Source organism: Thauera mechernichensis (assembly GCF_029588855.1).
Taxonomy (GTDB): domain Bacteria; phylum Pseudomonadota; class Gammaproteobacteria; order Burkholderiales; family Rhodocyclaceae; genus Thauera; species Thauera mechernichensis.
Genome location: NZ_JARQZE010000004.1, coordinates 1 through 22592, shown reverse-complemented (window position 1 = coordinate 22592; position 22592 = coordinate 1). Strand labels below are relative to the sequence as shown.

Here is a 22592-nt window from a genome sequence, read left to right as displayed (position 1 = left end):
CCAAGCGCGCCTTCAGCGCAGATCGATCACCGTGGCGCGGCGCGCGAGGCGGTGCGCGCTGACATCCACCAGCACCACGTCTCGCCCTTCGAGCACCACCGCACCCGGATAGCGGTCATCGCCGCTCGGCGAGTACTCGAACTCGAACGCACGACGCAGCACCGCATGCCCCTGCTCGTTACGCGCAAAGCGCACCCCCCGGCCGACCACAGTCTCGTCGAGGAACTGCACGCCCTCGCGCAAACATGCGCGCCGCGCCGCCTCGATCCCCGCTTCGCGCGCCTTGAGGCTATCGAACCAGAACCAGACCAGTCCGGCCAGCACCAGGGCTGCACTCAACTCGGCGAAGGTCACGGGCGCACGAAGACGGTGAGCGCAGCGCGCAACAGACGAAAGCTGAGCATGCGACTCATTGCAGCATCATGCCGCGGATGGTGAAGAACAGGATCGCAGCCATCAGACCCGAAGCTGGCACCGTGATGACCCAGGCCGCGGCGATGCGCAACAGCTGCGAACGCTTGACCAGCTCCCGGCGATAGACCTTCTTGAGTCCCTTGCGCTCACCCTTGGAGAAATGGGCCGGATCCTGCGCGGCCTTCGAGCGCTCCTTGAGATCTGCCAGCATTGCGCCCTTCTCCTCGACCGATGCCTTCTCGAAACGCTGCACGAATGCTTCGATCGCTGCCAGGTCCCCCTCCGGATGGTGAGCCTTGATCTCGGCGAGCATGCGGTCGTAGTTGCTCTTGAGATACTCGCGCAGGAAGCCAACGCCGAACACGCCACCCACTGCGATATGCGTCGAACTCACCGGCAGGCCGAACTGGCTGGCGATGATGACCGTGATCGTCGCCGCCATTGCAATGCAGTAGGCCCGCATCTGGTCGAGCTCGGTGATCTCGGAGCCGACGGTGCGGATGACCTTGGGCCCGAACAGCGCCAGACCAAGCGCGATCCCCAGCGCACCGACCATCATCACCCAGGTCGGAATGGCTGCTGCCTTGTGGAACTCACCACCCGAACTGACCACATCGACGATCGCAGCCAATGGCCCCACGGCATTAGCGACGTCGTTCGAGCCGTGGGCAAAGCTCAACAGCGCGGCTGCAAAAATGAGTGGCACCGTAAACAGCTTGTTGACGCTCTGCTTGGTGTTGGCGACGATGCCCTGCCGACCACGCAACACGTAACGCACCAGCAGGAACACGGCGATACCCACCAACAGTCCGTAGATCACGGCCCCGGTGAAGCCAACCTTCCAGACCTTGTTCAACCCCTTGAGGATGAGATAGGTCGAGAACGTCCAGGCCATGAAGCCTACCAGCAGCGGCACCATGCGCCGCGCCGCCGCGGCCATGTCGGTCTGGTAGGTGATGCTGCGCTTGACCAGATACAGGAAACCGGCGGCAAAGAGCGCGCCCAGCAGCGGCGACACTACCCAGCTTGCGGCGATGTTGCCCATCGTGCCCCAGGCCACGATCCCGGGCCCTGCGGCTGCCATGCCTGCGCCCAGCACCGCGCCTACGATGGAGTGAGTGGTCGACACCGGCGCCCCCACCGCGGTGGCGATATTGAGCCACATGGCACCCGCGAGCAGGGCTGCGAGCATGATCCACACGAAGGTGTCCGAATCGGCGATCAGGTCGGGGTTGATGATGCCGCCACGGATAGTGCTCACCACCTCGCCACCGGCGATGAGTGCGCCCGCCGCCTCGAAGATTGCGGCAATGACGAGGGCGCCGGCGAGCGTGAGCGCCTTCGAGCCCACTGCCGGGCCGACGTTGTTGGCAACGTCGTTGGCGCCGATGTTCATCGCCATGTAGCCGCCGATCATCGCCGCCACCACCAGCGTAAGGCTGCCTTCACCGCCTCCGCGCATGGCGGAATACAACATGACGCCGACGATGAACAGCACGCCCATGCCAAGGCGGAACACCTCACCCCGCCCTTGGTAAGCTGCCTTCTCGATATCGCTGATGTGCTTCAGGTCCACAACCGGACAACCCCGAGTACTGTAAAGACCGTATTGTTTCAGAAAATTTGCAGCGCCCCAATCGGAACTTCTGCTGGGACGATGAGCGCCCTGGCTCCACCACGGCGACCACGAGCCAAACCGCGCTCAGAGTTCGTCGTATTTCTTCGCGCTGCCGCGCGCACGCGCCACAGGATAGCGATCGGCATTGATCGCCATCTTGGCCCGCGCAGCATCGGCTAGATCGATATCGAGCACGTCTGCCAACCTCACCAGGTAGAGCAGTACGTCGGCGAGTTCATGCGCCACCTCCGCGCGCACAGGAGCAGGCAGCGCGCTCGACTGCTCGGCGGTGAGCCACTGGAAGTGCTCGATCACCTCACCCGCCTCGCCCGCCAGCGCCATGGCGAGATTCTTTGGGGTGTGGAACGGCTCCCAGTCACGGTCAGCGGCAAACCGGCGCAGGGCCTCGCGCAGTTCGAGCAGTGAGTCGGGTCGGACAGCTGTGTCGTCCATCTTCAACTCACTCGATGTGGTGCTCGAGGTCGAATCCGGCACCTTCGTCCTGCCCAAGATGCTCGACCAACCAGGGCAGCGTCTTCTCCAGGCGTTCGGGCAGCAGCCACGGTGGATTCACCACGTAGAGGCCACTGCCGAACATGCCGAAACCATCACGGGCTGGACTGCGCACGGCCAACCGTACGTCAAGCCAGCTCTCCGCACCAAGCTCGGCCAAGCGCTCGGGCAGCATGCGCGCCTCGGTCCGCGAGAGCATGGGGTACCACACCGCAAAGGTGCCGGTCGGGAAGCGACGCAGTGCATCGCGCAGGGTATCGACCACCCGGCGGTAGTCGTCCTTGACCTCGTAGGGGGGATCGATCAGCACCACTGCCCGCCGCGATGGCGGTGGCAACAGCCCCTTGAGTGCGCCGAATCCGTCTGCGCGACGCACCTGCACACGCTCCTGCTCACGATCGAAGGTACGCTGCAAGGACTCGAAATCGGCCGGATGAAGCTCGAACAGTCGCAGTCGATCCTGCGCCCGCGCCTGCGTCATGGCGAGGGCCGGAGAGCCGGGATAGAACAGCAGGCGTCCATGCGGATTGAACTGCCCGACCGCGGCCACATAGGCGGCAAGCGGCGCGGGTAGGTCATCTCGCGCCCACAGTCGGCCGATGCCCTCGCCGAATTCTGCAGTCTTGCCCGCCTGCTCGCTTTCAAGCGCGTAGCAACCTCCGCCGGCATGGGTGTCGATGTAGATCCAGGGCTTGTCCTTGCGGTTGTAGTAGGCGAGCAGTTCGAGCAGCACGGTGTGCTTGAGCACATCGGCGTGATTGCCCGCATGAAAGGCGTGACGATAACTGAGCATGAAGGTCTTCCGTTTGCGGCACGCATCCTAGCACCCCCCGCAGAACGGACAAAATCCTCGCTGGATCAGCAACATCGAGCAGATAAGGAGGTTTGCATGCTGCAGTGCCCTTGCTATGATGCGCCCCCCGACAGCCGTGATCACCCGGCTGGAGACATACATAGCGAGAACAAGCATGAGCATCTATGCCCTGGGCGATCGCAAGCCGCGTTTCGGAGCCGGCAGCTGGATCGCCCACAATGCCACGGTGATCGGCGCCGTGACCGCGGGCCGCAACGTCAACATCTGGTACAACGTCGTACTGCGCGGTGACAACGACCCGATCATCATCGGCGACGACACCAACATCCAGGACGGCTCGGTACTGCACAACGACGAGGGCGTACCGCTCACCATCGGCAGCGGCGTCACCGTCGGCCACATGGCGATGCTGCACGGCTGCACCATCGGCGACGGCAGCCTGATCGGCATCAACGCCGTCATCCTCAACAAGGCGGTGATCGGGCGCAATTGCATCATCGGTGCCAATGCACTCATCCCCGAAGGCAAGGTCATTCCCGACCGCTCGCTCGTCGTCGGCTCACCCGGACGCGTGATCCGTACCCTGACCGACGCCGAAGTCGAGCATCTCGCCTGGAACGCCCAGCACTATGTCGATAACGCGCGTCTTTACGGACAAGCGCTGTGCGCGATCGACCCGGCCAGCGTGATCGCCCCGGCAACGCCCTGAAACGTCCTGGGGGCTGCAGGCTGCAGCGCATCCTGACAGAATGCGTGCAACCGGCCGGCATCGTGCACGCCGGACTGACAATGCATCAGAAGGAGATTGCCTCATGCGCCCCAGCCCCCTCTCCCCCAGCGGGCACATTGCCGCCCCTGCCCGCTCCGTAGCCGTTCGGCCTGCCAGCCTGCCAGAACTCGCACGCCTCGCTCTCGGCGGCCTGCTCGCAGCCACCCTGACGCTGGCAGGCACAGCAGCCCTCGCAAGTGAAGCGGACGGCACAGGGCGCGCGCAGATCATCGAATTCTCGGCTGAGGCCAGCCAGCCGGCGGCCAACGACCTTGCGGTGGCAGTGCTGTACGCCGAGCACCACGGCCCCAACCCCGGCGCGGTGGCACGCGAGGTCAATCGCCACATAGCCGCGGCCCTGCAGACAGCCAGCGCACATGCCGACGTCACCAGCAAGTCGGGCAACGTATCGACCTGGCCGGTCTACGCAAAGGACGGACAAGGCCGTATCGAGTCGTGGCGGATGCGCTCGGAGATCCATCTCGAGAGCCGTAATCTGGGGGCGATGTCAGAACTCGTCGGCACCCTTCAGGGCAGTCTTGCGCTCTCGCAGCTGAGCATGCAGCCCGCACCGGACACCCGCATGGCCGCGGTCGACGAGGCCACGGTGGCAGCCCTGCGTGCCTTCGAGCGCCGCGCCGCACTGATCGCCAACAGCTTTGGCAAGCGCTACCGGATTGCCAGCCTGTCGATCGGCGACAGCGGCCACTACCCTCCGGTGATGCCACGCATGCGCGCCACCGCGATGCTCGCCGACGCCGCGCCAGCACCGATGGAGGGCGGCGAGAGCCTCGTCTCGATCAACGTAAACGGAAAGATCGAGCTCCTCGACTGAGGCATTCCGTGAACTGGGCTGGACCCGGTGCAAGGCTGTGGCGTATCTTTGCGCCATGCAAGCCACCTTGTCCCGCCCTGCATCGCGCCTGCGCGCTGCGACGCTAGCCGTCATGACCGTTGTCGCAGCCGCACTTGCAGGCTGCGGCACGTCCACCAAACCCCCGCCCGCCGCCCAGGCTCCACAGCGGCCCAGCGTACCCGACGCACGCTTCTTCACGCTCGCTGGCGACGAACAGGCGCGCGAAATGGTCCTGTTCGCCCTTGGCCTGCTCGACACCGGCTACCAATTCGGCGGACGCAATCCGGAAGCCGGTCTGGATTGCAGCGGCATGGTCGCCTACATCGTCGAGAACATCAGCGGCCATCGCCTGCCCCACAACGCGGCGCAGATCGCCGACAGCACCCGCCCCATCGCACTCGGTCAATTGCAGCCGGGCGACCTTGTTTTCTTCAACACCATGCAGCGCCGCCATTCGCACATGGGCGTCTACATCGGTGACGGGCGCTTCATCCATGCCCCCTCAAGCCGGGGCCGGGTACGGGTGGACAGAATGGACAACCGCTACTTCGCCGCGCGGGTGGACGGTGCGCGCACACTCGTCTCAGGGCCCGACCGCCTCGCCCGCAGCGACGCGCCGGCTTGCGCTGTGACCGGCTGCTGACGCACACCCGCTACACCGGGCGCATCAGCGCCGCGGCGTGTGCACGTAGATTTCGCCGGGCTTGGTCAGACCGAGTTCGAAGCGCGCACGCTCCTCGATCGCCTCGTTGCCCGACTTCAGGTCATTGACCTCGGCCTCGAGGCTGGCATTTCGCTGCTCGAGGCGCAGATTCTCCTCGCGCTGCGCTTGCAGCTGGCGATCGGTCTCCCAGACCTGCAGCCACCCTCCTTTGCCCAGCCACAGCGGATACTGAAGCAGGACCACGAGTGCGATCAGGATCAGGATCGGCCAGCGCATCGGTAAAGGAGTCGGTAGGTCGGGAAGGAACGCACGATGGGCTGCGAGAACGGGGGCCGGAACGAAGACCGTGATGGATGCAACATCGGGCGCATCGCGGCCGCTGCCGCAGGATGCGGGCGGCCGCGGCCGGCGCGCATGAAAAAGCCGGCGGACTCGCCGCCGGCATCGTCAGCCACCTGCTCAGCGCAGGTTGTAGAAGGCGCGCTTGCCCGGGTAGCTGGCGGTGTCGCCGAGATCTTCCTCGATGCGCAGCAGCTGGTTGTACTTCGAGATGCGGTCCGAACGGCTCAGCGAGCCGGTCTTGATCTGCATCGCGCGCAGGCCGACGGCGATGTCAGCAATGGTCGAGTCGTCAGTCTCGCCCGAGCGGTGCGAGATCACCGCGGTGTAGCCGGCGAGCTTGGCCATCTCGACGGCGGCGAAGGTCTCGGTCAGCGTGCCGATCTGGTTGATCTTGATCAGGATCGAGTTGGCCACGCCCTGCTCGATGCCCTGGGCGAGGATCTTGGTGTTGGTGACGAAAAGATCGTCGCCCACCAGCTGCACACGCTTGCCAAGACGCTCGGTCAGGATCTTCCAGCCGTTCCAGTCGCCCTCGGCCATTGCGTCCTCGATCGACACGATCGGGAACTTGTCGCACAGGGTCTCGAGGTAGTCGGTGAAACCCTCGGCGCTCAGCGACAGGCCTTCACCCTTGAGCTCGTACTTGCCGTCCTTGTAGAACTCGCTGGCGGCGCAGTCGAGCGCCAGCAGCACGTCCTGGCCCGGTACGTAGCCAGCGGCGACGATGGCCTCCTGGATCAGGTTGAGCGCCTCCTCGGTACCGGAAACGTTGGGGGCGAAGCCGCCCTCGTCGCCGACCGTGGTGGGGTAGCCCTTGGCATCGACGATCTTCTTCAGATGCTGGAAGATCTCGGCGCCGCAGCGCAGCGCCTCGCGGTAACTGCCCATGCTGACGGGCATGATCATGCATTCCTGGATATCCAGGCTGTTGTTGGCGTGCTCGCCACCGTTGATGACGTTCATCATCGGCACCGGCATCACCATCGGGCTCGAACCGCCGAAGTAGCGGTACAGCGGCAGGCCGGCCTCTTCGGCGGCGGCCTTGGCCACCGCCATCGACACCGCCAGCATGGCGTTGGCGCCCAGGCGCGACTTGTTCTCGGTGCCGTCGAGCTCGATCAGGGTGCGGTCGATGAAGGCCTGCTCCTCGGCGTCGAGGCCGATGATCGCCTCGGCGATCTCGGTGTTCACGTTCTCGACCGCGCGCAGCACGCCCTTGCCGAGAAAGCGCGACTTGTCGCCGTCACGCAGTTCGATCGCTTCGCGCGAACCGGTGGAGGCGCCCGACGGCACCGCAGCGCGGCCCATCACGCCGGATTCCAGCAGCACGTCGGCTTCGACCGTAGGGTTACCGCGGGAGTCCAGAATCTCGCGGGCGATCACATCAACGATTGCACTCATGTTTTGTCCTGTTGCAGTACGGGGATACTCGGTACGATCGGCAGAGGGCGCTGATCACGGGCTGCACATGCTGCCGCGCAAACGGTGCCTCGTGGGCACCACCGCGCGATAGCCCGCATCAGCAAGTGCGATACCGCACGCCCTCCAGACCTGTTCTCAAAGAGCGGTTTCCAGGAAACCCTGGCGCTTGACCAGGGAATCGATGTCCTTCAGCACGCTGAGCAGTGCCTTCATCTTCGGCAGCGGCCACGCGTTGGGGCCATCGGACAAGGCCTTGGCCGGGTCCGGATGGGTCTCCATGAAAAGACCCGCCACGCCCACCGCCACCGCGGCGCGCGCGAGCACCGGCACGAACTCGCGCTGGCCACCGGAAGCCGTTCCCTGCCCGCCGGGCAGTTGCACCGAGTGGGTGGCATCGAACACGACCGGGCAGCCGGTGTCGCGCATGATGGCCAGCGAGCGCATGTCGGAGACGAGGTTGTTGTAGCCGAAGGAAGCACCGCGCTCGCACACCATGATGGTGTCTGCACCGCCATTGGCCTCGCGCGCCTTGTCGGCGACGTTCTTCATGTCGCCCGGGGCGAGAAACTGGCCCTTCTTGATATTCACCGGCTTGCCGCTGGCAGCTACGGCGTGGATGAAATCGGTCTGGCGGCACAGGAAGGCTGGCGTCTGCAGGACGTCGACCACCGATGCAACGACCGGAATCTCCTCGATCGTGTGCACGTCGGTCAACACCGGCAGGCCGAGCTGCTTCTTGACCGCTTCGAGCATCTTCAGGCCAGCGTCCATGCCGTGGCCGCGGAAGCTCTTGCCCGAGCTGCGGTTGGCCTTGTCGTAGGACGCCTTGAAGATGTAGGGAATGCCCAACTCGCCACAGATCTCCTTCATCTGGCCGGCGATGTCCAGGCACATCTGCTCGGACTCGGCCACGCAGGGGCCGGAGATCAGGAACACCGGCTTGTCGAGCCCGACTTCGAAACCGCAGAGGTTCATGCTTCGCTCCTTCAGGCCGCGGCCTGCTTGCGCGCGATTGCCGCCTTGACGTAGGCGGTAAACAGCGGATGGCCCTTGCGCGGGTTGGAGGTGAATTCGGGGTGGAACTGGCAGCCGACGAACCAGGGGTGGACGTCGGCGGGCAACTCGACCATCTCGCACAGATCGGTGACGGGAGCACGGCCCGACACCACCAGCCCCTTGTCCTCGAGCTTGGCAAGCAAGGTATTGTTGACTTCGTAACGGTGGCGGTGGCGCTCCATGATCTCCGCCGCGCCGTAGATGTCGCGTGCCAGCGTACCTTCCTTGAGCTGGCAGACCTGGCCACCGAGGCGCATCGTGCCGCCGAGGTCGGATTCCTCGCTGCGCTTCTCGATCTTGCCGCTGCGATCCTTCCACTCGGTGATCAAGCCGATGACAGGGTGCTTGGTGTCGCGCTCGAACTCGGTCGAGTGCGCACCCTCCAGGCCCGCCACGTCGCGGGCGAATTCCACCACCGCGAGCTGCATGCCGAGGCAGATGCCCAGATAGGGCACCTTGTTCTCGCGCGCATAGCGGATCGCAGCGATCTTGCCCTCGGTACCCCGCTTGCCGAAGCCGCCCGGCACCAGGATGGCGTCCATGGCCTTGAGCACGCTGCAGCCATCGCGCTCGATGTCCTCGGAGTCGATGTAGTGGATCTTCACCTTCGACTCGGTGTGCATGCCGGCGTGATTGAGCGCCTCGATCAACGATTTGTAGGACTCGGTGAGATCGACGTACTTGCCGACGAAGCCGACGTTGACAGTCTGCTTCGGGTTCTCGAGTGCGTGGATGAGCTTCTCCCACACCGACAGGTCGGCCGCACGGGCGAGGATGTCGAGCTTGTGGCAGACGATCTGGTCGAGCATCTGGTCGTGCAGCATGCCGGGGATCTTGTAGATCGAGTCGGCATCCAGGCACTCGATGACCGCCTCAGGCATCACGTTGCAGAACAGCGCGATCTTGCGCCGCTCATCGACCGGGATCGAACGGTCGGCGCGGCACAACAGGATGTCGGGCTGGATGCCGATTTCGCGCAGCTCCTTGACCGAGTGCTGGGTCGGCTTGGTCTTGAGCTCACCGGCGGTCGGGATGTAAGGCAGCAGCGTCAGGTGGATGAAGCAGGTGCCATGGCGGCCTTCCTCGAAGCCCATCTGGCGGATGGCCTCAAGGAAGGGCAGCGACTCGATGTCGCCCACCGTGCCGCCGACCTCGACGATCGCCACGTCGGCACCCTCGGCACCGCGCTTGACGTAGGCCTTGATCTCGTCGGTGATGTGCGGGATGACCTGCACGGTCTTGCCCAGGTACTCGCCGCGACGCTCCTTCTTGAGCACCGACTCGTAAATCTGGCCGGTGGTGAAGTTGTTGCGCTTGCTCATCTTGGCGCTGGTGAAGCGCTCGTAATGGCCGAGGTCGAGGTCGGTTTCCGCGCCGTCTTCGGTGACGAAGACTTCGCCGTGCTGGAACGGGCTCATGGTGCCCGGATCGACGTTGATGTAGGGGTCCAGCTTGAGGTGCGTGACCTTGATGCCACGGGACTCGAGGATCGCCCCCAATGAGGCGGCCGCGATGCCTTTGCCCAGGGAGGACACGACACCGCCGGTAACGAAGACGTATTTGGTCATGGGAGATGTGCTGCGGGAAAGCGCGATGATAACCGATGCACCCGAACCTCGTCAGCAGGCGGCGCACTCGACAGGGGACAATCGCACGAAGCACTGCATGCTGGTCTGGGCGTGCAGCCGCCACCGCGCCACCGGCCGCATGCGCGGCCGGTGGCCTCCGATCAGCTCATGCCACGCAACTCGCGCAGCAACACCGACAACATGGCCATGTCGATGCTGGGTGCGGCGTGCACCTCGGCGACCAGGTGGCGGTAGCGCTCGAGCGGGATTGCGTTCTTGGCCTGCCAGGCGGCGATGATCGTGGCAACCTCCTGCTCATCGGGGGCGAGCCGCAGCGCGTCGCTGGCAAGCGCACGCGCGAGCGCGGAAAGATCACCGCGCAAGGCCCCGCGCGCCAGGGTCTGCCAGCGTGTATCGGCATTGAGGGCCGAGATCTGCCCCCCCAGCCAGTGCAGATCCAGCTCTCCACCCAGGCCGAAATACACCCGCGCCACCACCGCCTCCTCGCGTCCACTCTCGACCGCGACCTCGACCAGGTCCAGTCCCGAGTAGAGTTCGTCGAGCGCAGCGACACGGCAGGCGAGATCCATGGGAACGCCCTGCTCCTGCTTGCGCTCGATCGACGCCTCCAGCTCGCTGCGGTAGGCGCTGCCGACGTAGCCGGCCAGCCCGCCGGCGAGCGTCGCCACGCCCGGCGAGAAGTGCGCCAGCGTCGCCTGCAGATCGACCAGCCACTGGCGATGGCGCAGGAACCAGAGCGTGCCGCGCTGAACCAGGCGCTCGGACTCGTTGATCAGCTCGATCTGCACCGTGTTGGGGATGCGATTGTCCAGCGCCTCTATATCGCTCCACAGCGTGACCAGGCCGAACACCTCCCGCGTCGCCATGTAGGCACGCACGATGTCGGGCGCGCAAGCGCCCAGCTCGGCCTTGAGCCGGCTGACGAAGGTCGGGCCGACACGATTGATCATGCTGTTGACGACGTGCGTCGAGATGATCTCGCGCCGCAGCGGGTGGGCCTGGATCTGCGCACCGAAGCGCTCACGCAGCGGCACGGGGAAGTAGCGTTCGAGCGCGGTACGGATGTACGGATCCTCGGGCACGTCGGAGGCGAGCACCTCGTCGTAGAGCTCGATCTTGCTGTACGCCAGCAGCACCGCCAGCTCGGGCGTGACCAGGCCGATGCGGTTGGCCTTGCGCTCCTGCAGCGCCTCATCCATGGGCAGGAACTCGAGCTTGCGGTTGAGCCTGCCGGCGTGGCTCAGGCGGCGCATGAAGTCCGCCTGTTCGTCGATCAGCGCCGCGCCACGGCTGCGCGTCACCGACAGGATCTGTGTCTGCGCGTAGTTGTCGCGCAGCACCAGCGCGGCGACCTCTTCGGTCATGTCGGCGAGCAACTGGTTACGCTGCTTGAGGGTGAGTTCGCCCTCGGCAACCACGCCGCCGAGCAGGATCTTGATATTGACCTCGTGATCGGAGCAATCCACCCCGCCCGAGTTGTCGATGGCGTCGGTATTGACCCGCCCGCCACCGAGGGCGAACTCGATGCGGCCGAGCTGGGTCGCCCCCAGGTTACCGCCCTCGCCGAAGACCTTGACGCGCAGATCGCCCCCGTTGACGCGTACCGCATCGTTGGCGCGGTCGCCGACCGACGCATCGGACTCGCCGGCAGCCTTGATGTAGGTGCCAATCCCGCCGTTGTAGAGCAGGTCGAGCGGTGCGCAGAGGATGGCGCGGATGAGCTCGGTCGGGGTCAGGCTCTCGGCCTGCACGTCGAGCGCCGTGCGCATCTGCTCGGTGAGACGGATCGACTTCGCGCTGCGCGGCCAGACGCCGCCACCGGCCGAGATCAACGCCCTGTCGTAGTCGTCCCAGCTCGAGCGTGGCAGCGCAAACAGGCGTGCACGCTCCTGCCAGCCCTGCGCGGGGTCTGGATCGGGATCGATGAAGATGTGGCGATGGTCGAAGGCGGCGACCAGGCGGATCTGCCGGGACAGCAGCATGCCGTTGCCGAACACGTCGCCCGACATGTCGCCGATGCCGGCCACCGTGAACGGCTCCTCCTGGATGTTCCGCCCCATCTCGCGGAAGTGGCGCTTGACAGCCTCCCAGGCGCCGCGCGCGGTGATGCCCATCTTCTTGTGGTCGTAACCCACCGAGCCGCCGGAAGCAAAGGCATCGCCCAACCAGAAGCCGTATTCGGCCGCAACCTCGTTGGCGTAGTCGGAAAACGTGGCCGTACCCTTGTCGGCCGCGACCACCAGGTAAGGGTCATCCTCATCGTGGCGCACCACCTCGGCCGGCGGTACGACCTCGCCCTGCACCAGGTTGTCGGTGACATCGAGCAGGCCGCGCAGGAAGTTGCGGTAGCAGGCCACCCCCTCGGCAACCAGCGCCTCCCGCCCGCCCTCGGCCGGCGGGCACTTGACAACGAAGCCGCCCTTGGACCCCACTGGCACGATCACCGCGTTCTTGACGATCTGCGCCTTGACCAAACCGAGGATCTCGGTGCGGAAGTCCTCCATGCGGTCCGACCAGCGCAGGCCGCCGCGCGCCACCTTGCCGCCACGCAGGTGCACGCCCTCGAAGCGGGGCGAGTACACGAAGATCTCGAACATCGGCAACGGCTGCGGCAGGTTGGGAATCCTGGCCGGCAACAGCTTGAACGAGGTGTAGGACTTGGGCTGCCCATCCGTGCCGCGCTGGAACCAGTTCGTGCGCAGCGTGGCCAGGATCATCGCCAGGAACTGGCGCAGGATACGGTCCTCATCGAGGTTGGCGACACTGGCCAGGCCGGTCTCGATGGCGGCGACCTGCGCAGCGCAGCGCTCATCCCGGTCAGCTGTCGCGACCGGGTCGAAGCGCATGCGGAACAACTCGAACAGGGCGCGTGCAAGTTGCGGATAGGCGGCAAGCGTCTGCTCCATGTAAGCGAGACTGAAAGTGAATGCGGCCTGTCGCATGTACTTGGCGTAGGCCCTCAGCACGGCAACTTCACGCCACGACAGCCCGGCGAGCAGGACAAGGCGATTGAAGTCGTCGTTCTCGACCTCTCCCCGCCAGACGCGCAGGAAAGCGTCCTGGAACAGCGGGCGTACGACATGGATATCCAGGCGCTCGGCGCCAACGTAGTTAAGGCCGAAATCGTGCAGCCAGACCGTGCGCCCGTCCTGGCGTTCGATTTCGGACGGGCGCTCGTCCATCACCTTGACGCCCATACGCTCGAGCATGGGCAGGCTCTGTGACAGCGGAACCGGACCGTCCAGGCGGTACAGGCGCAGGTTGAGGCGGCCTACCGGCGCCTCGAGCGGAACGTAGAGGTTGAGCCCGAGTGCATCGCCGTCGGCCAGGGCCTCGATCTGCTCGATGTCGAACACTGCCATGCGCGGCGAGTAGTCCTCACGGTATCCGGCCGGGAAGCCCGGACCGTAGCGGCGCATCAGTGCCAGCCCGCGCTCCTCGCCGCACTGTTCGACAAGCGCCTGCTGGAGTTCGTCCTCCCAGCGCCTCGAGGCACGGATCAGGCGCTGCTCGAGCTCCCTGGTGTCAAAGGGCGGGATGTTGCCGTCGGGGGTGCGCACCGTGATCAGGATGCGCGCCAGCGCCGAGTCGGAGAACTGCACGTCGAACTCGGACGACACGCCGTTGAAGGCCTCGGTGAGCACCGCCTGCATGCGCTTGCGCTGGTCGGTGTTGTAGTGCTCGCGCGGCACGTAGATCAGGCAGGACACATAGCGCGCGAAGGGGTCGCAACGCACGAACAGGCGGGTGCGCAGGCGCTCTCCCAGACGCAGGATGCCCATTGCGTGGCTGTAGAGCTCGTCGGGCGAGATCTGGAACAGTTCGTCGCGCGGGTAGCGCTCGAGCAAGGTCATCAATGCCTTGGCCGCATGGCCGCCGGGTAGCAGGCCGGCACGCTCGAACACCGCGTCGATCTTGCGCCGCAGCAGCGGGATCTGCCGGGGGCTGCTGCTGTAAGCGGTGGACGCCAGCAGCCCGATGACCCGCCTCTCGCCCGTCACCCGCCCCTCGGCGTCGAAGGCCTTGATGCCGATGAAGTCGAGGTAACCCGGTCGATGCACGGTCGAGCGCGAGTTGGACTTGGTCAGTGTGAGCAGCTTGGGCAGGTGCGCCTGCGCGCGCAACTGTGGAGGCAGTGCGGCAAACGAGCGCGAGGCGCCCTCCTCGCCGTCTCCATGGAGCAGCCCCAGCCCCGAACCTGCCACCACATGCAGTTCATGGCCGTCGTCACCGCCCACGAGGCTGTAATCGCGGCACCCGAGAAGCACGAAATTGTCCGCAGCGAGCCACTCGAGGAATGCGCGCACCTCATCGACCTCGGCAGCGTCCACGCTTGCCGGGCAAGCGGCCAGCCCGTCAATGATTTCGCCCAGGCGGCTACGCATCGCCGGCCAGTCGCCGACTGCAGCGCGGACGTCGGCCAGGACATGCTCCAAACCCTGCTGCAGCGCACTGAGGTCCGCCGGGTCGCTGCGCCGGTCCACCTCGAGGTGCATGATCGATTCCAGACATGCGCCCTCACCCTGCTCTCCACGTTCGCGCACGTGTTGCAGTCGCCCCTGCGCATCGCGCTGGATGTTCATGACCGGATGAATGATGAGATGCAGCGTCAGCCCCTGGCGCGCCACCTCCATGGTGATCGAGTCCACCAGGAAGGGCATGTCCTCACCGACAATCTCGATTACCGTGTGCGGGCATTCCCAGCCCTGCTCATCGAGTCGCGGGTTCGATACACGCACCCTGCTGCCCCCGGTGCGCTGGGAAATGAAGTGCCACTGGCTGAGCACCGCGCCGTAGAGATCGGCGAGCGGCAGGTCCTCGAGATCGTCCGGATCCACCTGCGCAAAGAAGCGCGCCGCAAAGGCGCCTACCGCCGCGGCCTGATCCGCTGGCAGGCGGGCATCGATCTGCTCGACGACCGCGTCGATCAATCCGCCCAGCCTGCTCTGCTCGCGCTTTTCCATGTCTATCCCCCCGCTCATTGGACTGAACGCAGCGAAGGCCATGGCCGGAGTACAACGGCAGGCGTGCCGGTGTTCCGTTTCGCTGCGCCGTAGGACAAAGGCCGAGGCTATGCCAACGGAAGCAAAAGGTTAAGCCACGTTTTCCCTAGGTGGGAGACCTGCGGGTCACGCGCAATTCGTCGGCTCAGTGCCGGACGGATGGTCGCCACGCGCCCAAGGCGAATGGTCCATCCAGGCCTCGAGCCCTGCGGCATCAACCGGTCTGGAGACGAAATAGCCCTGCGCCAGATCACAACCGAGCTCGCCCAAACGCACGAGGATCTCCTCGGTTTCCACGCCCTCCGCCGTCACCACCAGCCCCAGACTGTGCGCGAGCTCGATCGTAGAGCGCACGATCAGCTCATCGCCAGGCCGGGTGGTGAGATTCATGACGAAACTGCGGTCGATCTTGAGCTCCTGGACCGGCATCTGACGCAGATAGGAGAGTGATGAGTAACCCGTACCGTAGTCGTCGATCGAAAGCTGGCAGCCGGTGGCGTGCAGGCGCTCGAGCGTTGCCAGCGCCTTGCGCGGATCGTCCAGCACCGCGCTTTCGGTGATCTCGAGCGTTATCCAGCGCGCCTCGCAGCCGTGATGCTCAAGCATGGCGCGGAACTGATCCGGCAGTTCAGGATGCAGCAAGTCGCGAGCCGAGAGATTGAGGCCGACATGCACTGCCCTCCCCGCGCGCCGCCACTCTGCGCATTGGCGCACTGCGCGTTCGAGCACCCACAGCGTGATCGCCCTGATATAGCCGGTCTGTTCGGCAAACGGGATGAACTCCATCGGCGGCACGAAGCCACGCTTGGGATGAACCCAGCGCACGAGCGCCTCCACACTGAGCATGGCTGACGAGCGGAAGGCGTGCTTGGGCTGGTAGTAGAGCACCAGTTCATCGCCCTCGACGGCCTGGCGCAACTCGGTGAGCAAGGACAGGCGGGCGGCATTGCGGCCATGATGCGCCGGGTCGTATATGGCATGACCGGCATGGGCCTGCTTGGCCTTGTACATGGCGACATCCGCGCCCCGCATCAACTCGCCGGCGTCGTTGCCATGATCGGGGTAGAGGGCGATACCGATGCTCGCACGCACATCGACCAGCTGTCCCTGCACGTTCATCGGCGCTTCGAGCAAGGCAGCGATACGCTCGGCCACAACCCTGGCAGCCACGGCGTCCGCCCCGGGCACGAGAACCGCAAATTCGTCCCCGCCCAGCCGCGCGCATGCGTTGGCCTCGTCCTGCAGGCCTTGCGCGAGGTCGCGCCGGCGCATGCCCGCATGCTGCAGGCGACGACCGACCTCCTGCAGCACCTGGTCGCCCAGATCGTGGCCCAGGGAATCGTTGATGAGCTTGAAGCGGTCGATATCCAGGGTCAGCACGGCAAGACGCTCACCACGCTCCCCGAAGCTGCGCACGAAGCGATCGAGCGACTCGACGAACTGCACCCTATTGGGCAGCCCCGTCAGCACGTCACGGTAGGCCAGCTCGGAGATGCGCGCCTCGCGGCTGGCGATGGCCTCCGTCATCAGGGCGAAGGCCGTGGCGAGTCGGCCAATCTCGTCCTCGCGCCGCACCATGGGCGGGGCGGCATACTCGCCGACACGGACGCGCCGGGCGAACTCGGCAAGCCGGGTCACCGGCGACGCGATCGTGCGCCCCATCCACATGCTGGCCAGCAGCATGGCGACAGTAGCTGCGACCGTCAGCCCGGACCACTCGCGATAGAGCCGCTCCCAGGGTTCGAGCGCACGCTCGAGCGAGACCTGGAGCACGGCGAAGACACGCTCGCTGGCAAGTGGATCGAGGTCGCGCACCAGGCCGGCGTACTCGAAGCCGCCGACAAGCATGCCACGCCCCGCATCGGCAAGCAGTTGCGCAGCGTCGACGTCTGTCGGCAGGGTACTGGCCACCAGCGCTGCCTCAAGCTCACGACCGCGCACCAGACTCACGTCTAGCCCGATTACCCGCTTGAGGTCGTGCACAAGCGCCTCGTCTACGACGAAACCGATCGCCACCCAGGCGACCGGCACCGGCGCCATGACCGGCACCACGACCAACTGGAAAACGCTGTCGCCCACGACCTGGAAACCCGTCGCTGCGCCACGCGCCTGCGCATCGGCGATGAAGCGCGCAAGGCGCTGCGCAAACGCGTCGCCCCCAGCGGGATGAGCGGCGAGCGCGCGGCCATCCAGCCCAGTGAGCAACATCAGGCTGGCACCGATCCTGGAGCCGTGGTTCCCGAGCGCAGAGGCTGCAGTGTCGGCGTCACCGGTCAGCACAGCCTCACGGAAGCCGAAGTCGGCCGCGAGCACTCGCGCCGCCTGCGCCAACTGGGCGCTGCGCTGTTCGAGCAGGCGATCGAGCACGCGGTCGCCGGTGTCGAGTTGCACCTTGACCTCCTGCAGCGCACTGCTGCGCCCAACATGCTCGAACAGGAACAGGCCGCCAATCTGGACCGACAGCAGGATCATCGCCGTCCAGGCGGCAATCCGCCATTGCAGGCGCCGGAAGCCGAATCGCATCAGGGTTGCGCCCCGACGACGAGGGTAAAGCGCGCATCACCATCGATACGCACCGGCGTACCGGCTACCGAATTGTCGGCACCGACCCAGCGCGGGTGCCAGTACTCGAGCCTGTAGTCGCCAGCAGGCACGCCCTGCAGGCGCAATTCGCCAGCTTCGTCACTGACACCGACCCACGGCGAATCGAACACCACCACGTAGGCCACCATGTGATCATGAATGTTGCAGCCCATCACGACCACGCCAGGCTTGTCGAACACAACCGGCGCTGCAGGCGTGCCGAGATAGAGCTTGAGTTCGAAGGTCTTCGCCGGCGAGAACGAATAGACGTGATGGCGCACCGTGTCGTGGTTGGGAAACCGTATCGAGGCACCCGTCGGCACCGCGGTCATCAGCGGGATGAAGCGCTTGTCCCGCTGCACGATCTCGAACTCTGCAACCCGCATGGCCGGTACGCCCACCAAGGGCTTGAGCGCCATCGCCACGTCCTGCAACGCAGCACCGTGCTCATCGACAACCCTGACGGTGAGGCTGTCCGCGAGCGCCGCCGGCGCCGGAACGATGCAGCCAATCGCAGCGAGGATCATCCCGCGTCTGGCTGCCAAATCGATCACGTACGAAATCCGCATGCTGTCCTATCTTTGCTCATCCACGAAGCCCAGCCCGCCCCGAGAGGAATGCCCATGCCCCAGCCCAAGCTGCCACGCCACCTGCCGCTCAATGCGCTGCTTACCGCCGCGCTAGCGGTCGGCCTTGCCTCGCCTGCAGACGCCGCCGAACTGGAGAGAATCAGGATCCATGCCGTCACGGAGTCGCATGAGCTTATCGCGGTTTCAGCGGCCGAACCGCATAAAATCATCCGCAGCGTGAAGCTGGTCGGCCTCGGCAGCGATGAGAGCATCCTGGGCATCGACTACCGGGTCGCCTACGGCGTGATGTACGCACTGGGCTCATCGGGTCGGCTATTCACGGTCGACGTGGAAACCGGCACCCTAACCCCGGTCGGCACGCAAGTCTTCGCGCTCGCCCTCGAAGGAAAACGCTTCGGCTTCGACTTCAACCCGGCTGCCGACCGCATTCGCATCGTCTCCGACGCCGGTCAGAACCTGCGTGCGCATCCGGAAACCGGCACCCTGGTCGATTTTTCTCCCGATCAGGACGGCCTCCAGGCCGACGGCCGCCTCGCGTACGCTGCGGGTGACCCTGCCGCAGAAAAGCCCGCATACGTGATCGCCGCGGCATATACCTACAATCAGCAGGATGAGAAGCTCACCACCAACTTCGCCATTGACGCGGGGCGTGCGAGCTTGGTTCGCCAGGGTTCGATCGAAGGTACCCAGCCCGTCGTTTCGCCGAACAGCGGTCAGCTTCATACCGTGGGCCAACTCGGCGTGGAGGGCATCGAAGATGCGCACTTCGACATCTCTGACGTCAGCAACACCGCGCTCGCGGTACTGACCACCACCACCATGCCTGCAGCCACGCTCCATCACATCGACCTCGGCACCGGTGCGGCGCGTGTGCTCGGCCCGGTAGGCAGCGGCGAACGCCTGCGTGGGATGGCCATCGAGCCCTGAAACGAGCGCGGGGGACGGCCTGAGCCGTCCCCCGCGTATTCTGCTCCAGCTCGTGGATCAGCGCCGTGAACAGCGCTGCCGCTCAATGTCAGCGGATGAAGTCGCGGTTGATCTCGCGGAAGAGCTCGGTACCACCTCGCTGGAGCCACTCGAAGGCCGCCATCTCGCATGACACGATCTCGACACCATGGCTGCGCATGCGTGCAAAGGCCAGGTCGCGATTGGCCGGATCGCGCGACCCCGAGGCCTCAGCCACGACAAAGACTTCCTTCCCCGCCCAGCGCAGATCGAGCGCGGTCTGCTGTACACAGACATGCGCCTCGGTGCCGCACACGATCACCTGCCGACGCGCCTCGACCGCAGTGCCTTTCAGGCAACCGTCCGCCTGCGCCGAGAAGCATTGCTTTTCGACATATTCGGCAGCGGGCGTAACCGCCCGCAGTGCGTCGAGCGTGCCTCCGATCTTGGCAGGGAAATGCTCGGTGACCACCACCGGCACGCCAACGCGCTCGGCAACACTGGCGAGCCAGATGCAGCTGGCCGCGACCTTGTCGCTGTCATGTATGGAGGGCGCCAACCTGGCCTGCACATCAACGATCAACAGCACGGACTTGTCACGGTTCATCAGCATGATGGCTTGCCCATTCAGTCTGCGAGTTCGGCACGGTCGCGGAAATGCGCCAGCGCCTCGGGGTTGGCGAGCGCCTCCTGGTTCTTGACCGGGCGCCCATGCACCACGTTGCGCACCGCCAGTTCGACGATCTTTCCGCTCTTGGTGCGCGGAATGTCCGCCACCTGCAACACCTTGGCCGGGACGTGGCGCGGCGTGGTGTTGTCGCGGATCGTCTGGCGGATGCGCCTGGCGAGCGCATCATCGAGCGCAAGCCCCTCGCGCAGCTTGACGAACAGCACCACGCGCACGTCGTTCGGGTTCTGCGGCGGCCAGTCCTGGCCAATCACCAGGGATTCGACCACCTCGGGCAACTTCTCGACCTGGCGGTAGATCTCGGCCGTGCCGATGCGCACCCCGCCCGGGTTGAGCGTGGCATCCGACCTGCCGTAGATGATCAGCCCGCCATGAGCGGTGATTTCGCAGAAGTCGCCATGGCACCACACATTGGGGAAGCGATCGAAATAGGCGGCGTGGTACTTGCTGCCGTCCGCATCGTTCCAGAAACCGATCGGCATCACCGGGAACGGCTTGCTGCACACCAGCTCGCCCTTCTCGCCGCGCACCGGCTTGCCATCGTCGTCCCACACATCCACCGCCATGCCCAGGCCGCGGCACTGGATCTCGCCGCGCCACACCGGAAGCACGGGAGAACCAAGCACGAAGCAGGAGATGATGTCGGTTCCGCCCGAAATAGAGGACAGCTGCAGATCGGCCTTGATATCGCGATAGACGTACTCGAAGCCTTCCGGGACCAACGGGCTGCCGGTACTCATCATGGCGCGCACGGTGTCGAGCCGGTGGGTTTCCCTGGGTTTCAAGCCAAACTTCGCCGCGGCGTCGATGAACTTGGCCGAGGTACCGAAGTGGGTCATGTGCTCGGCGTCGGCGTAATCGAACAGAATCTGGTTATCGCCGGCAAAGGGCGAGCCATCGTAGAGCAGCAGCGTGGCCTCGGCGGCCAGCGCCGACACGAGCCAGTTCCACATCATCCATCCGCAGGTCGTGAAGTAGAACACGCGGTCGCCGCGCTTCACGTCGCTGTGCAGGCGATGCTCCTTCAGGTGCTGCAGCAGCGCGCCGCCGGCGCAATGCACGATGCACTTGGGCACGCCAGTGGTTCCCGAGGAGTACATGATGTAGAGCGGGTGGTCGAAGGGCAGCTCGGCAAACTCGATGTCATCGACGAAATGGTAGGGCGCGATGAAATCGGCGTACATGCGCGCATGCGGCACGTGCGAGAGATCGTGCTCGGCGTGCACGTAAGGCACGACGACCACGCGCTTGATCGAAGGCAGCTGGCCAACGATCTCGCCCAGTTTGCCCAGCACGTCCACCGTCTTGCCGCCGTAGTAGTAGCCGTCGCAGGCAATGAGCACCTTGGGCTCGGTCTGGCCGAAACGATCGAGCACGCCCTGCACGCCAAAGTCCGGCGAGGCCGAGGTGAAGATCGCACCGATGCTCGCCGCGGCAAGCATCGCGACCACCGTCTCCGGCATGTTGGGCATGTAGGCGGCAACACGATCGCCCTCTCCCACACCTATCTCGCGCAACGCAGCGACGAAGTGGGCCACAGCGCGATACAGCTCGCCGTGGCTCATGCGGTTCTTCACCCTGTCTTCGCCCCAGAACACGATCGCGTCATGCGCGTCGCGCGAACGCAGCAGGTTGCGGGCGAAGTTCAATCGCGCATCGGGGAACCACTTCGCACCCGGCATGCGCTCGGCGTCCACGAGCACGCGCTCGCCACGGCTGCCGATGACGCCACCACCGATGCCGTCACCCTCCCAGACGCTCACCCAGAACTGCTCCGGGTGCGCCACCGACCAGGCATACAAGGCCTCATAGTCAGGCAGGCTCACGCCCCAGCGCTTCTCGGCGGCCAGGCGAAAAGCGGTCACGTTGGCGGCAGCGACGCGCTCGGGCGACGGTGTCCACAGCGGGCTCTGTTCAGCAGAATTCACGTTGTCTCCTCTCCATCAATCGACGCTCCGCCGACTGCCCGACGGCGCGCCCGTTTGTTTTTGTGACGATTGAATCAGCGCGTTCGCTATTCGAACACGGCACGAACGAAATCGGGCATCGGCGACGACTTGCCGCTGCGGGTGTCCATCCACACCGTCTTTGCCGCCCCTTCGGCATAGAGCCTGTCCTCGCCCTCGACAAACAACTCGTACCAGGTCATCACGCTGGAGCGCCCTGGCTCACCGGCATACATCTTGATGACGACGGTTGCCGGGTAGTTCACCGGCGCCAGGAAAGTGCAGCTGGCATTGATGATCACCGGCCCAACGGCCTCTTCGACGCTGACCCGACATCCCATGGCCTCGAGCCATTCAACGCGCGTCTGTTCGAAGTAGCGGAAATATACCGTGTTGTTAACGTGGCCGTAGGCGTCCATGTCGCCCCAGCGCACGGGGATCCGGCTGGTATGGATGAGCTTCGCACGTTCGTTCATGCCGCAGTCTCCTGTTGTAGTTTGCTGTTGTATGTGCAGCGAGCTAATGTAACATACGCATCCGTATGTTGTGCAGACTGCGGGCCAGCCGTCTGCATAAGCGCAAGGGTATACAATCGCCACACAAGAGGGGCGCCACCTCCCACACGGGAACAGGAGAACAGGATGGAAAGAGAATCGATGGAATTCGACGTGCTGATCGTCGGCGGCGGCCCGGCCGGGCTGGCGGCAGCGATCCGCTTGAAACAGCTCGCCACGGCCAAGGGCCAGGAGCTGTCGGTGTGCCTGATCGAGAAGGCCGCCG

Annotated in this window: 19 protein-coding genes; 5 read left to right on the top strand and 14 right to left on the bottom strand. The window is 65.2% G+C overall.

Going from position 1 to position 22592, the window contains the following annotated elements; all coding sequences use genetic code 11:
* Nucleotides 1-12: 12 nt before the first annotated feature.
* The 4 genes from P7F68_RS07130 to P7F68_RS07115 form a co-directional block, all read right to left on the bottom strand.
* Entirely contained in the window at nt 13-354 is a 342-nt protein-coding gene (locus P7F68_RS07130) for a DUF3301 domain-containing protein (protein WP_002926597.1), read from the bottom strand.
* A gap of 55 nt (nt 355-409) precedes the next feature.
* Nucleotides 410-1990, bottom strand: coding sequence for an inorganic phosphate transporter (locus P7F68_RS07125; RefSeq protein WP_002936740.1), 1581 nt, complete (start codon nt 1988-1990; stop codon nt 410-412).
* Nucleotides 1991-2116: 126 nt separating this feature from the next.
* Nucleotides 2117-2485, bottom strand: a complete 369-nt coding sequence (locus tag P7F68_RS07120; protein ID WP_002936742.1) for a nucleotide pyrophosphohydrolase — start codon at nt 2483-2485, stop codon at nt 2117-2119.
* 7 nt (nt 2486-2492) lie between these two features.
* Complete coding sequence (locus P7F68_RS07115) at nt 2493-3338, bottom strand: 23S rRNA (adenine(2030)-N(6))-methyltransferase RlmJ (protein ID WP_002926603.1); 846 nt, start codon at nt 3336-3338, stop codon at nt 2493-2495.
* A 175-nt stretch (nt 3339-3513) separates the two neighbouring features.
* On the opposite strand from P7F68_RS07115, the gene P7F68_RS07110 reads away from it, so the two are divergent.
* The 3 genes from P7F68_RS07110 (at nt 3514) to P7F68_RS07100 (ending at nt 5627) form a co-directional block, all read left to right on the top strand.
* A complete protein-coding gene (locus P7F68_RS07110; protein WP_277831873.1) occupies nt 3514-4068 on the top strand; it encodes a gamma carbonic anhydrase family protein in 555 nt (184 codons plus the stop codon).
* Between the two features lie 103 nt (nt 4069-4171).
* Nucleotides 4172-4963, top strand: coding sequence for an SIMPL domain-containing protein (locus tag P7F68_RS07105; protein ID WP_277831871.1), 792 nt, complete (start codon nt 4172-4174; stop codon nt 4961-4963).
* Between the two features lie 55 nt (nt 4964-5018).
* Nucleotides 5019-5627, top strand: coding sequence for a C40 family peptidase (locus P7F68_RS07100; RefSeq protein WP_277831869.1), 609 nt, complete (start codon nt 5019-5021; stop codon nt 5625-5627).
* Between the two features lie 24 nt (nt 5628-5651).
* Here the strand turns inward: P7F68_RS07100 and ftsB are convergent, their stop codons facing one another.
* The 7 genes from ftsB to P7F68_RS07065 all read right to left on the bottom strand — a co-directional run bounded on the left by ftsB (nt 5652) and on the right by P7F68_RS07065 (nt 18197).
* Nucleotides 5652-5924, bottom strand: a complete 273-nt coding sequence (gene ftsB, locus P7F68_RS07095) for a cell division protein FtsB (protein WP_002926610.1) — start codon at nt 5922-5924, stop codon at nt 5652-5654.
* 183 nt (nt 5925-6107) lie between these two features.
* Nucleotides 6108-7391 (bottom strand): phosphopyruvate hydratase, encoded by a 1284-nt coding sequence (eno, locus tag P7F68_RS07090; protein WP_002926611.1) that lies wholly within the window; start codon nt 7389-7391, stop codon nt 6108-6110.
* Nucleotides 7392-7547: 156 nt separating this feature from the next.
* Entirely contained in the window at nt 7548-8387 is an 840-nt protein-coding gene (gene kdsA / locus P7F68_RS07085; RefSeq protein ID WP_002936749.1) for a 3-deoxy-8-phosphooctulonate synthase, read from the bottom strand.
* Nucleotides 8388-8398: 11 nt separating this feature from the next.
* On the bottom strand, nt 8399-10036 hold the full coding sequence (locus P7F68_RS07080; protein WP_002926615.1) for a CTP synthase: 1638 nt from the start codon (nt 10034-10036) through the stop codon (nt 8399-8401).
* Between the two features lie 161 nt (nt 10037-10197).
* The gene (locus P7F68_RS07075) at nt 10198-15021 is read right to left on the bottom strand and encodes an NAD-glutamate dehydrogenase (protein WP_277831863.1); all 4824 of its coding nucleotides are present in this window, start codon (nt 15019-15021) and stop codon (nt 10198-10200) included.
* A gap of 165 nt (nt 15022-15186) precedes the next feature.
* Nucleotides 15187-17583: a bifunctional diguanylate cyclase/phosphodiesterase gene (locus P7F68_RS07070; protein WP_277831861.1), complete on the bottom strand. Its 2397-nt coding sequence runs from the start codon at nt 17581-17583 to the stop codon at nt 15187-15189.
* Nucleotides 17583-18197, bottom strand: coding sequence for a methylamine utilization protein (locus P7F68_RS07065; RefSeq protein ID WP_277831859.1), 615 nt, complete (start codon nt 18195-18197; stop codon nt 17583-17585). The genes P7F68_RS07070 and P7F68_RS07065 overlap by 1 nt, the downstream gene beginning before the upstream one ends.
* A gap of 69 nt (nt 18198-18266) precedes the next feature.
* Here P7F68_RS07065 and P7F68_RS07060 point away from each other — a divergent pair, with 69 nt between their 5' ends.
* The gene (locus tag P7F68_RS07060) at nt 18267-19160 is read left to right on the top strand and encodes a DUF4394 domain-containing protein (RefSeq protein ID WP_277831857.1); all 894 of its coding nucleotides are present in this window, start codon (nt 18267-18269) and stop codon (nt 19158-19160) included.
* Between the two features lie 88 nt (nt 19161-19248).
* On the opposite strand, the gene P7F68_RS07055 is transcribed toward P7F68_RS07060, so the two are convergent.
* From P7F68_RS07055 to P7F68_RS07045, 3 genes are all read right to left on the bottom strand, one after another.
* Nucleotides 19249-19791 carry a hydrolase gene (locus tag P7F68_RS07055; protein ID WP_002936761.1) on the bottom strand — a complete coding sequence of 181 codons (543 nt, stop codon included), beginning with the start codon at nt 19789-19791 and terminating at the stop codon, nt 19249-19251.
* Nucleotides 19792-19805: 14 nt separating this feature from the next.
* Nucleotides 19806-21794 carry an acetoacetate--CoA ligase gene (locus P7F68_RS07050; RefSeq protein ID WP_277831854.1) on the bottom strand — a complete coding sequence of 663 codons (1989 nt, stop codon included), beginning with the start codon at nt 21792-21794 and terminating at the stop codon, nt 19806-19808.
* Nucleotides 21795-21880: 86 nt separating this feature from the next.
* A complete protein-coding gene (locus P7F68_RS07045; protein WP_002926627.1) occupies nt 21881-22288 on the bottom strand; it encodes an acyl-CoA thioesterase in 408 nt (135 codons plus the stop codon).
* 165 nt (nt 22289-22453) lie between these two features.
* On the opposite strand from P7F68_RS07045, the gene P7F68_RS07040 reads away from it, so the two are divergent.
* On the top strand, nt 22454-22592 hold a 139-nt coding region (locus tag P7F68_RS07040; RefSeq protein WP_277832379.1), incomplete at its 3' end, for an FAD-dependent oxidoreductase.

What these genes read in the sequence shown, in the direction of transcription:
- P7F68_RS07045 (WP_002926627.1), bottom strand. Translation starts at nt 22,288, where the DNA reads ATGAACGAACGTGCGAAGCTCATCCATACCAGCCGGATCCCCGTGCGC.
- P7F68_RS07055 (WP_002936761.1), bottom strand. Translation starts at nt 19,791, where the DNA reads ATGCTGATGAACCGTGACAAGTCCGTGCTGTTGATCGTTGATGTGCAG.
- P7F68_RS07105 (WP_277831871.1), top strand. Translation starts at nt 4,172, where the DNA reads ATGCGCCCCAGCCCCCTCTCCCCCAGCGGGCACATTGCCGCCCCTGCC.
- P7F68_RS07080 (WP_002926615.1), bottom strand. Translation starts at nt 10,036, where the DNA reads ATGACCAAATACGTCTTCGTTACCGGCGGTGTCGTGTCCTCCCTGGGC.
- P7F68_RS07060 (WP_277831857.1), top strand. Translation starts at nt 18,267, where the DNA reads ATGCCCCAGCCCAAGCTGCCACGCCACCTGCCGCTCAATGCGCTGCTT.
- P7F68_RS07075 (WP_277831863.1), bottom strand. Translation starts at nt 15,021, where the DNA reads ATGGAAAAGCGCGAGCAGAGCAGGCTGGGCGGATTGATCGACGCGGTC.
- eno (WP_002926611.1), bottom strand. Translation starts at nt 7,391, where the DNA reads ATGAGTGCAATCGTTGATGTGATCGCCCGCGAGATTCTGGACTCCCGC.
- ftsB (WP_002926610.1), bottom strand. Translation starts at nt 5,924, where the DNA reads ATGCGCTGGCCGATCCTGATCCTGATCGCACTCGTGGTCCTGCTTCAG.
- kdsA (WP_002936749.1), bottom strand. Translation starts at nt 8,387, where the DNA reads ATGAACCTCTGCGGTTTCGAAGTCGGGCTCGACAAGCCGGTGTTCCTG.
- P7F68_RS07115 (WP_002926603.1), bottom strand. Translation starts at nt 3,338, where the DNA reads ATGCTCAGTTATCGTCACGCCTTTCATGCGGGCAATCACGCCGATGTG.
- P7F68_RS07070 (WP_277831861.1), bottom strand. Translation starts at nt 17,583, where the DNA reads ATGCGATTCGGCTTCCGGCGCCTGCAATGGCGGATTGCCGCCTGGACG.
- P7F68_RS07120 (WP_002936742.1), bottom strand. Translation starts at nt 2,485, where the DNA reads ATGGACGACACAGCTGTCCGACCCGACTCACTGCTCGAACTGCGCGAG.
- P7F68_RS07110 (WP_277831873.1), top strand. Translation starts at nt 3,514, where the DNA reads ATGAGCATCTATGCCCTGGGCGATCGCAAGCCGCGTTTCGGAGCCGGC.
- P7F68_RS07100 (WP_277831869.1), top strand. Translation starts at nt 5,019, where the DNA reads ATGCAAGCCACCTTGTCCCGCCCTGCATCGCGCCTGCGCGCTGCGACG.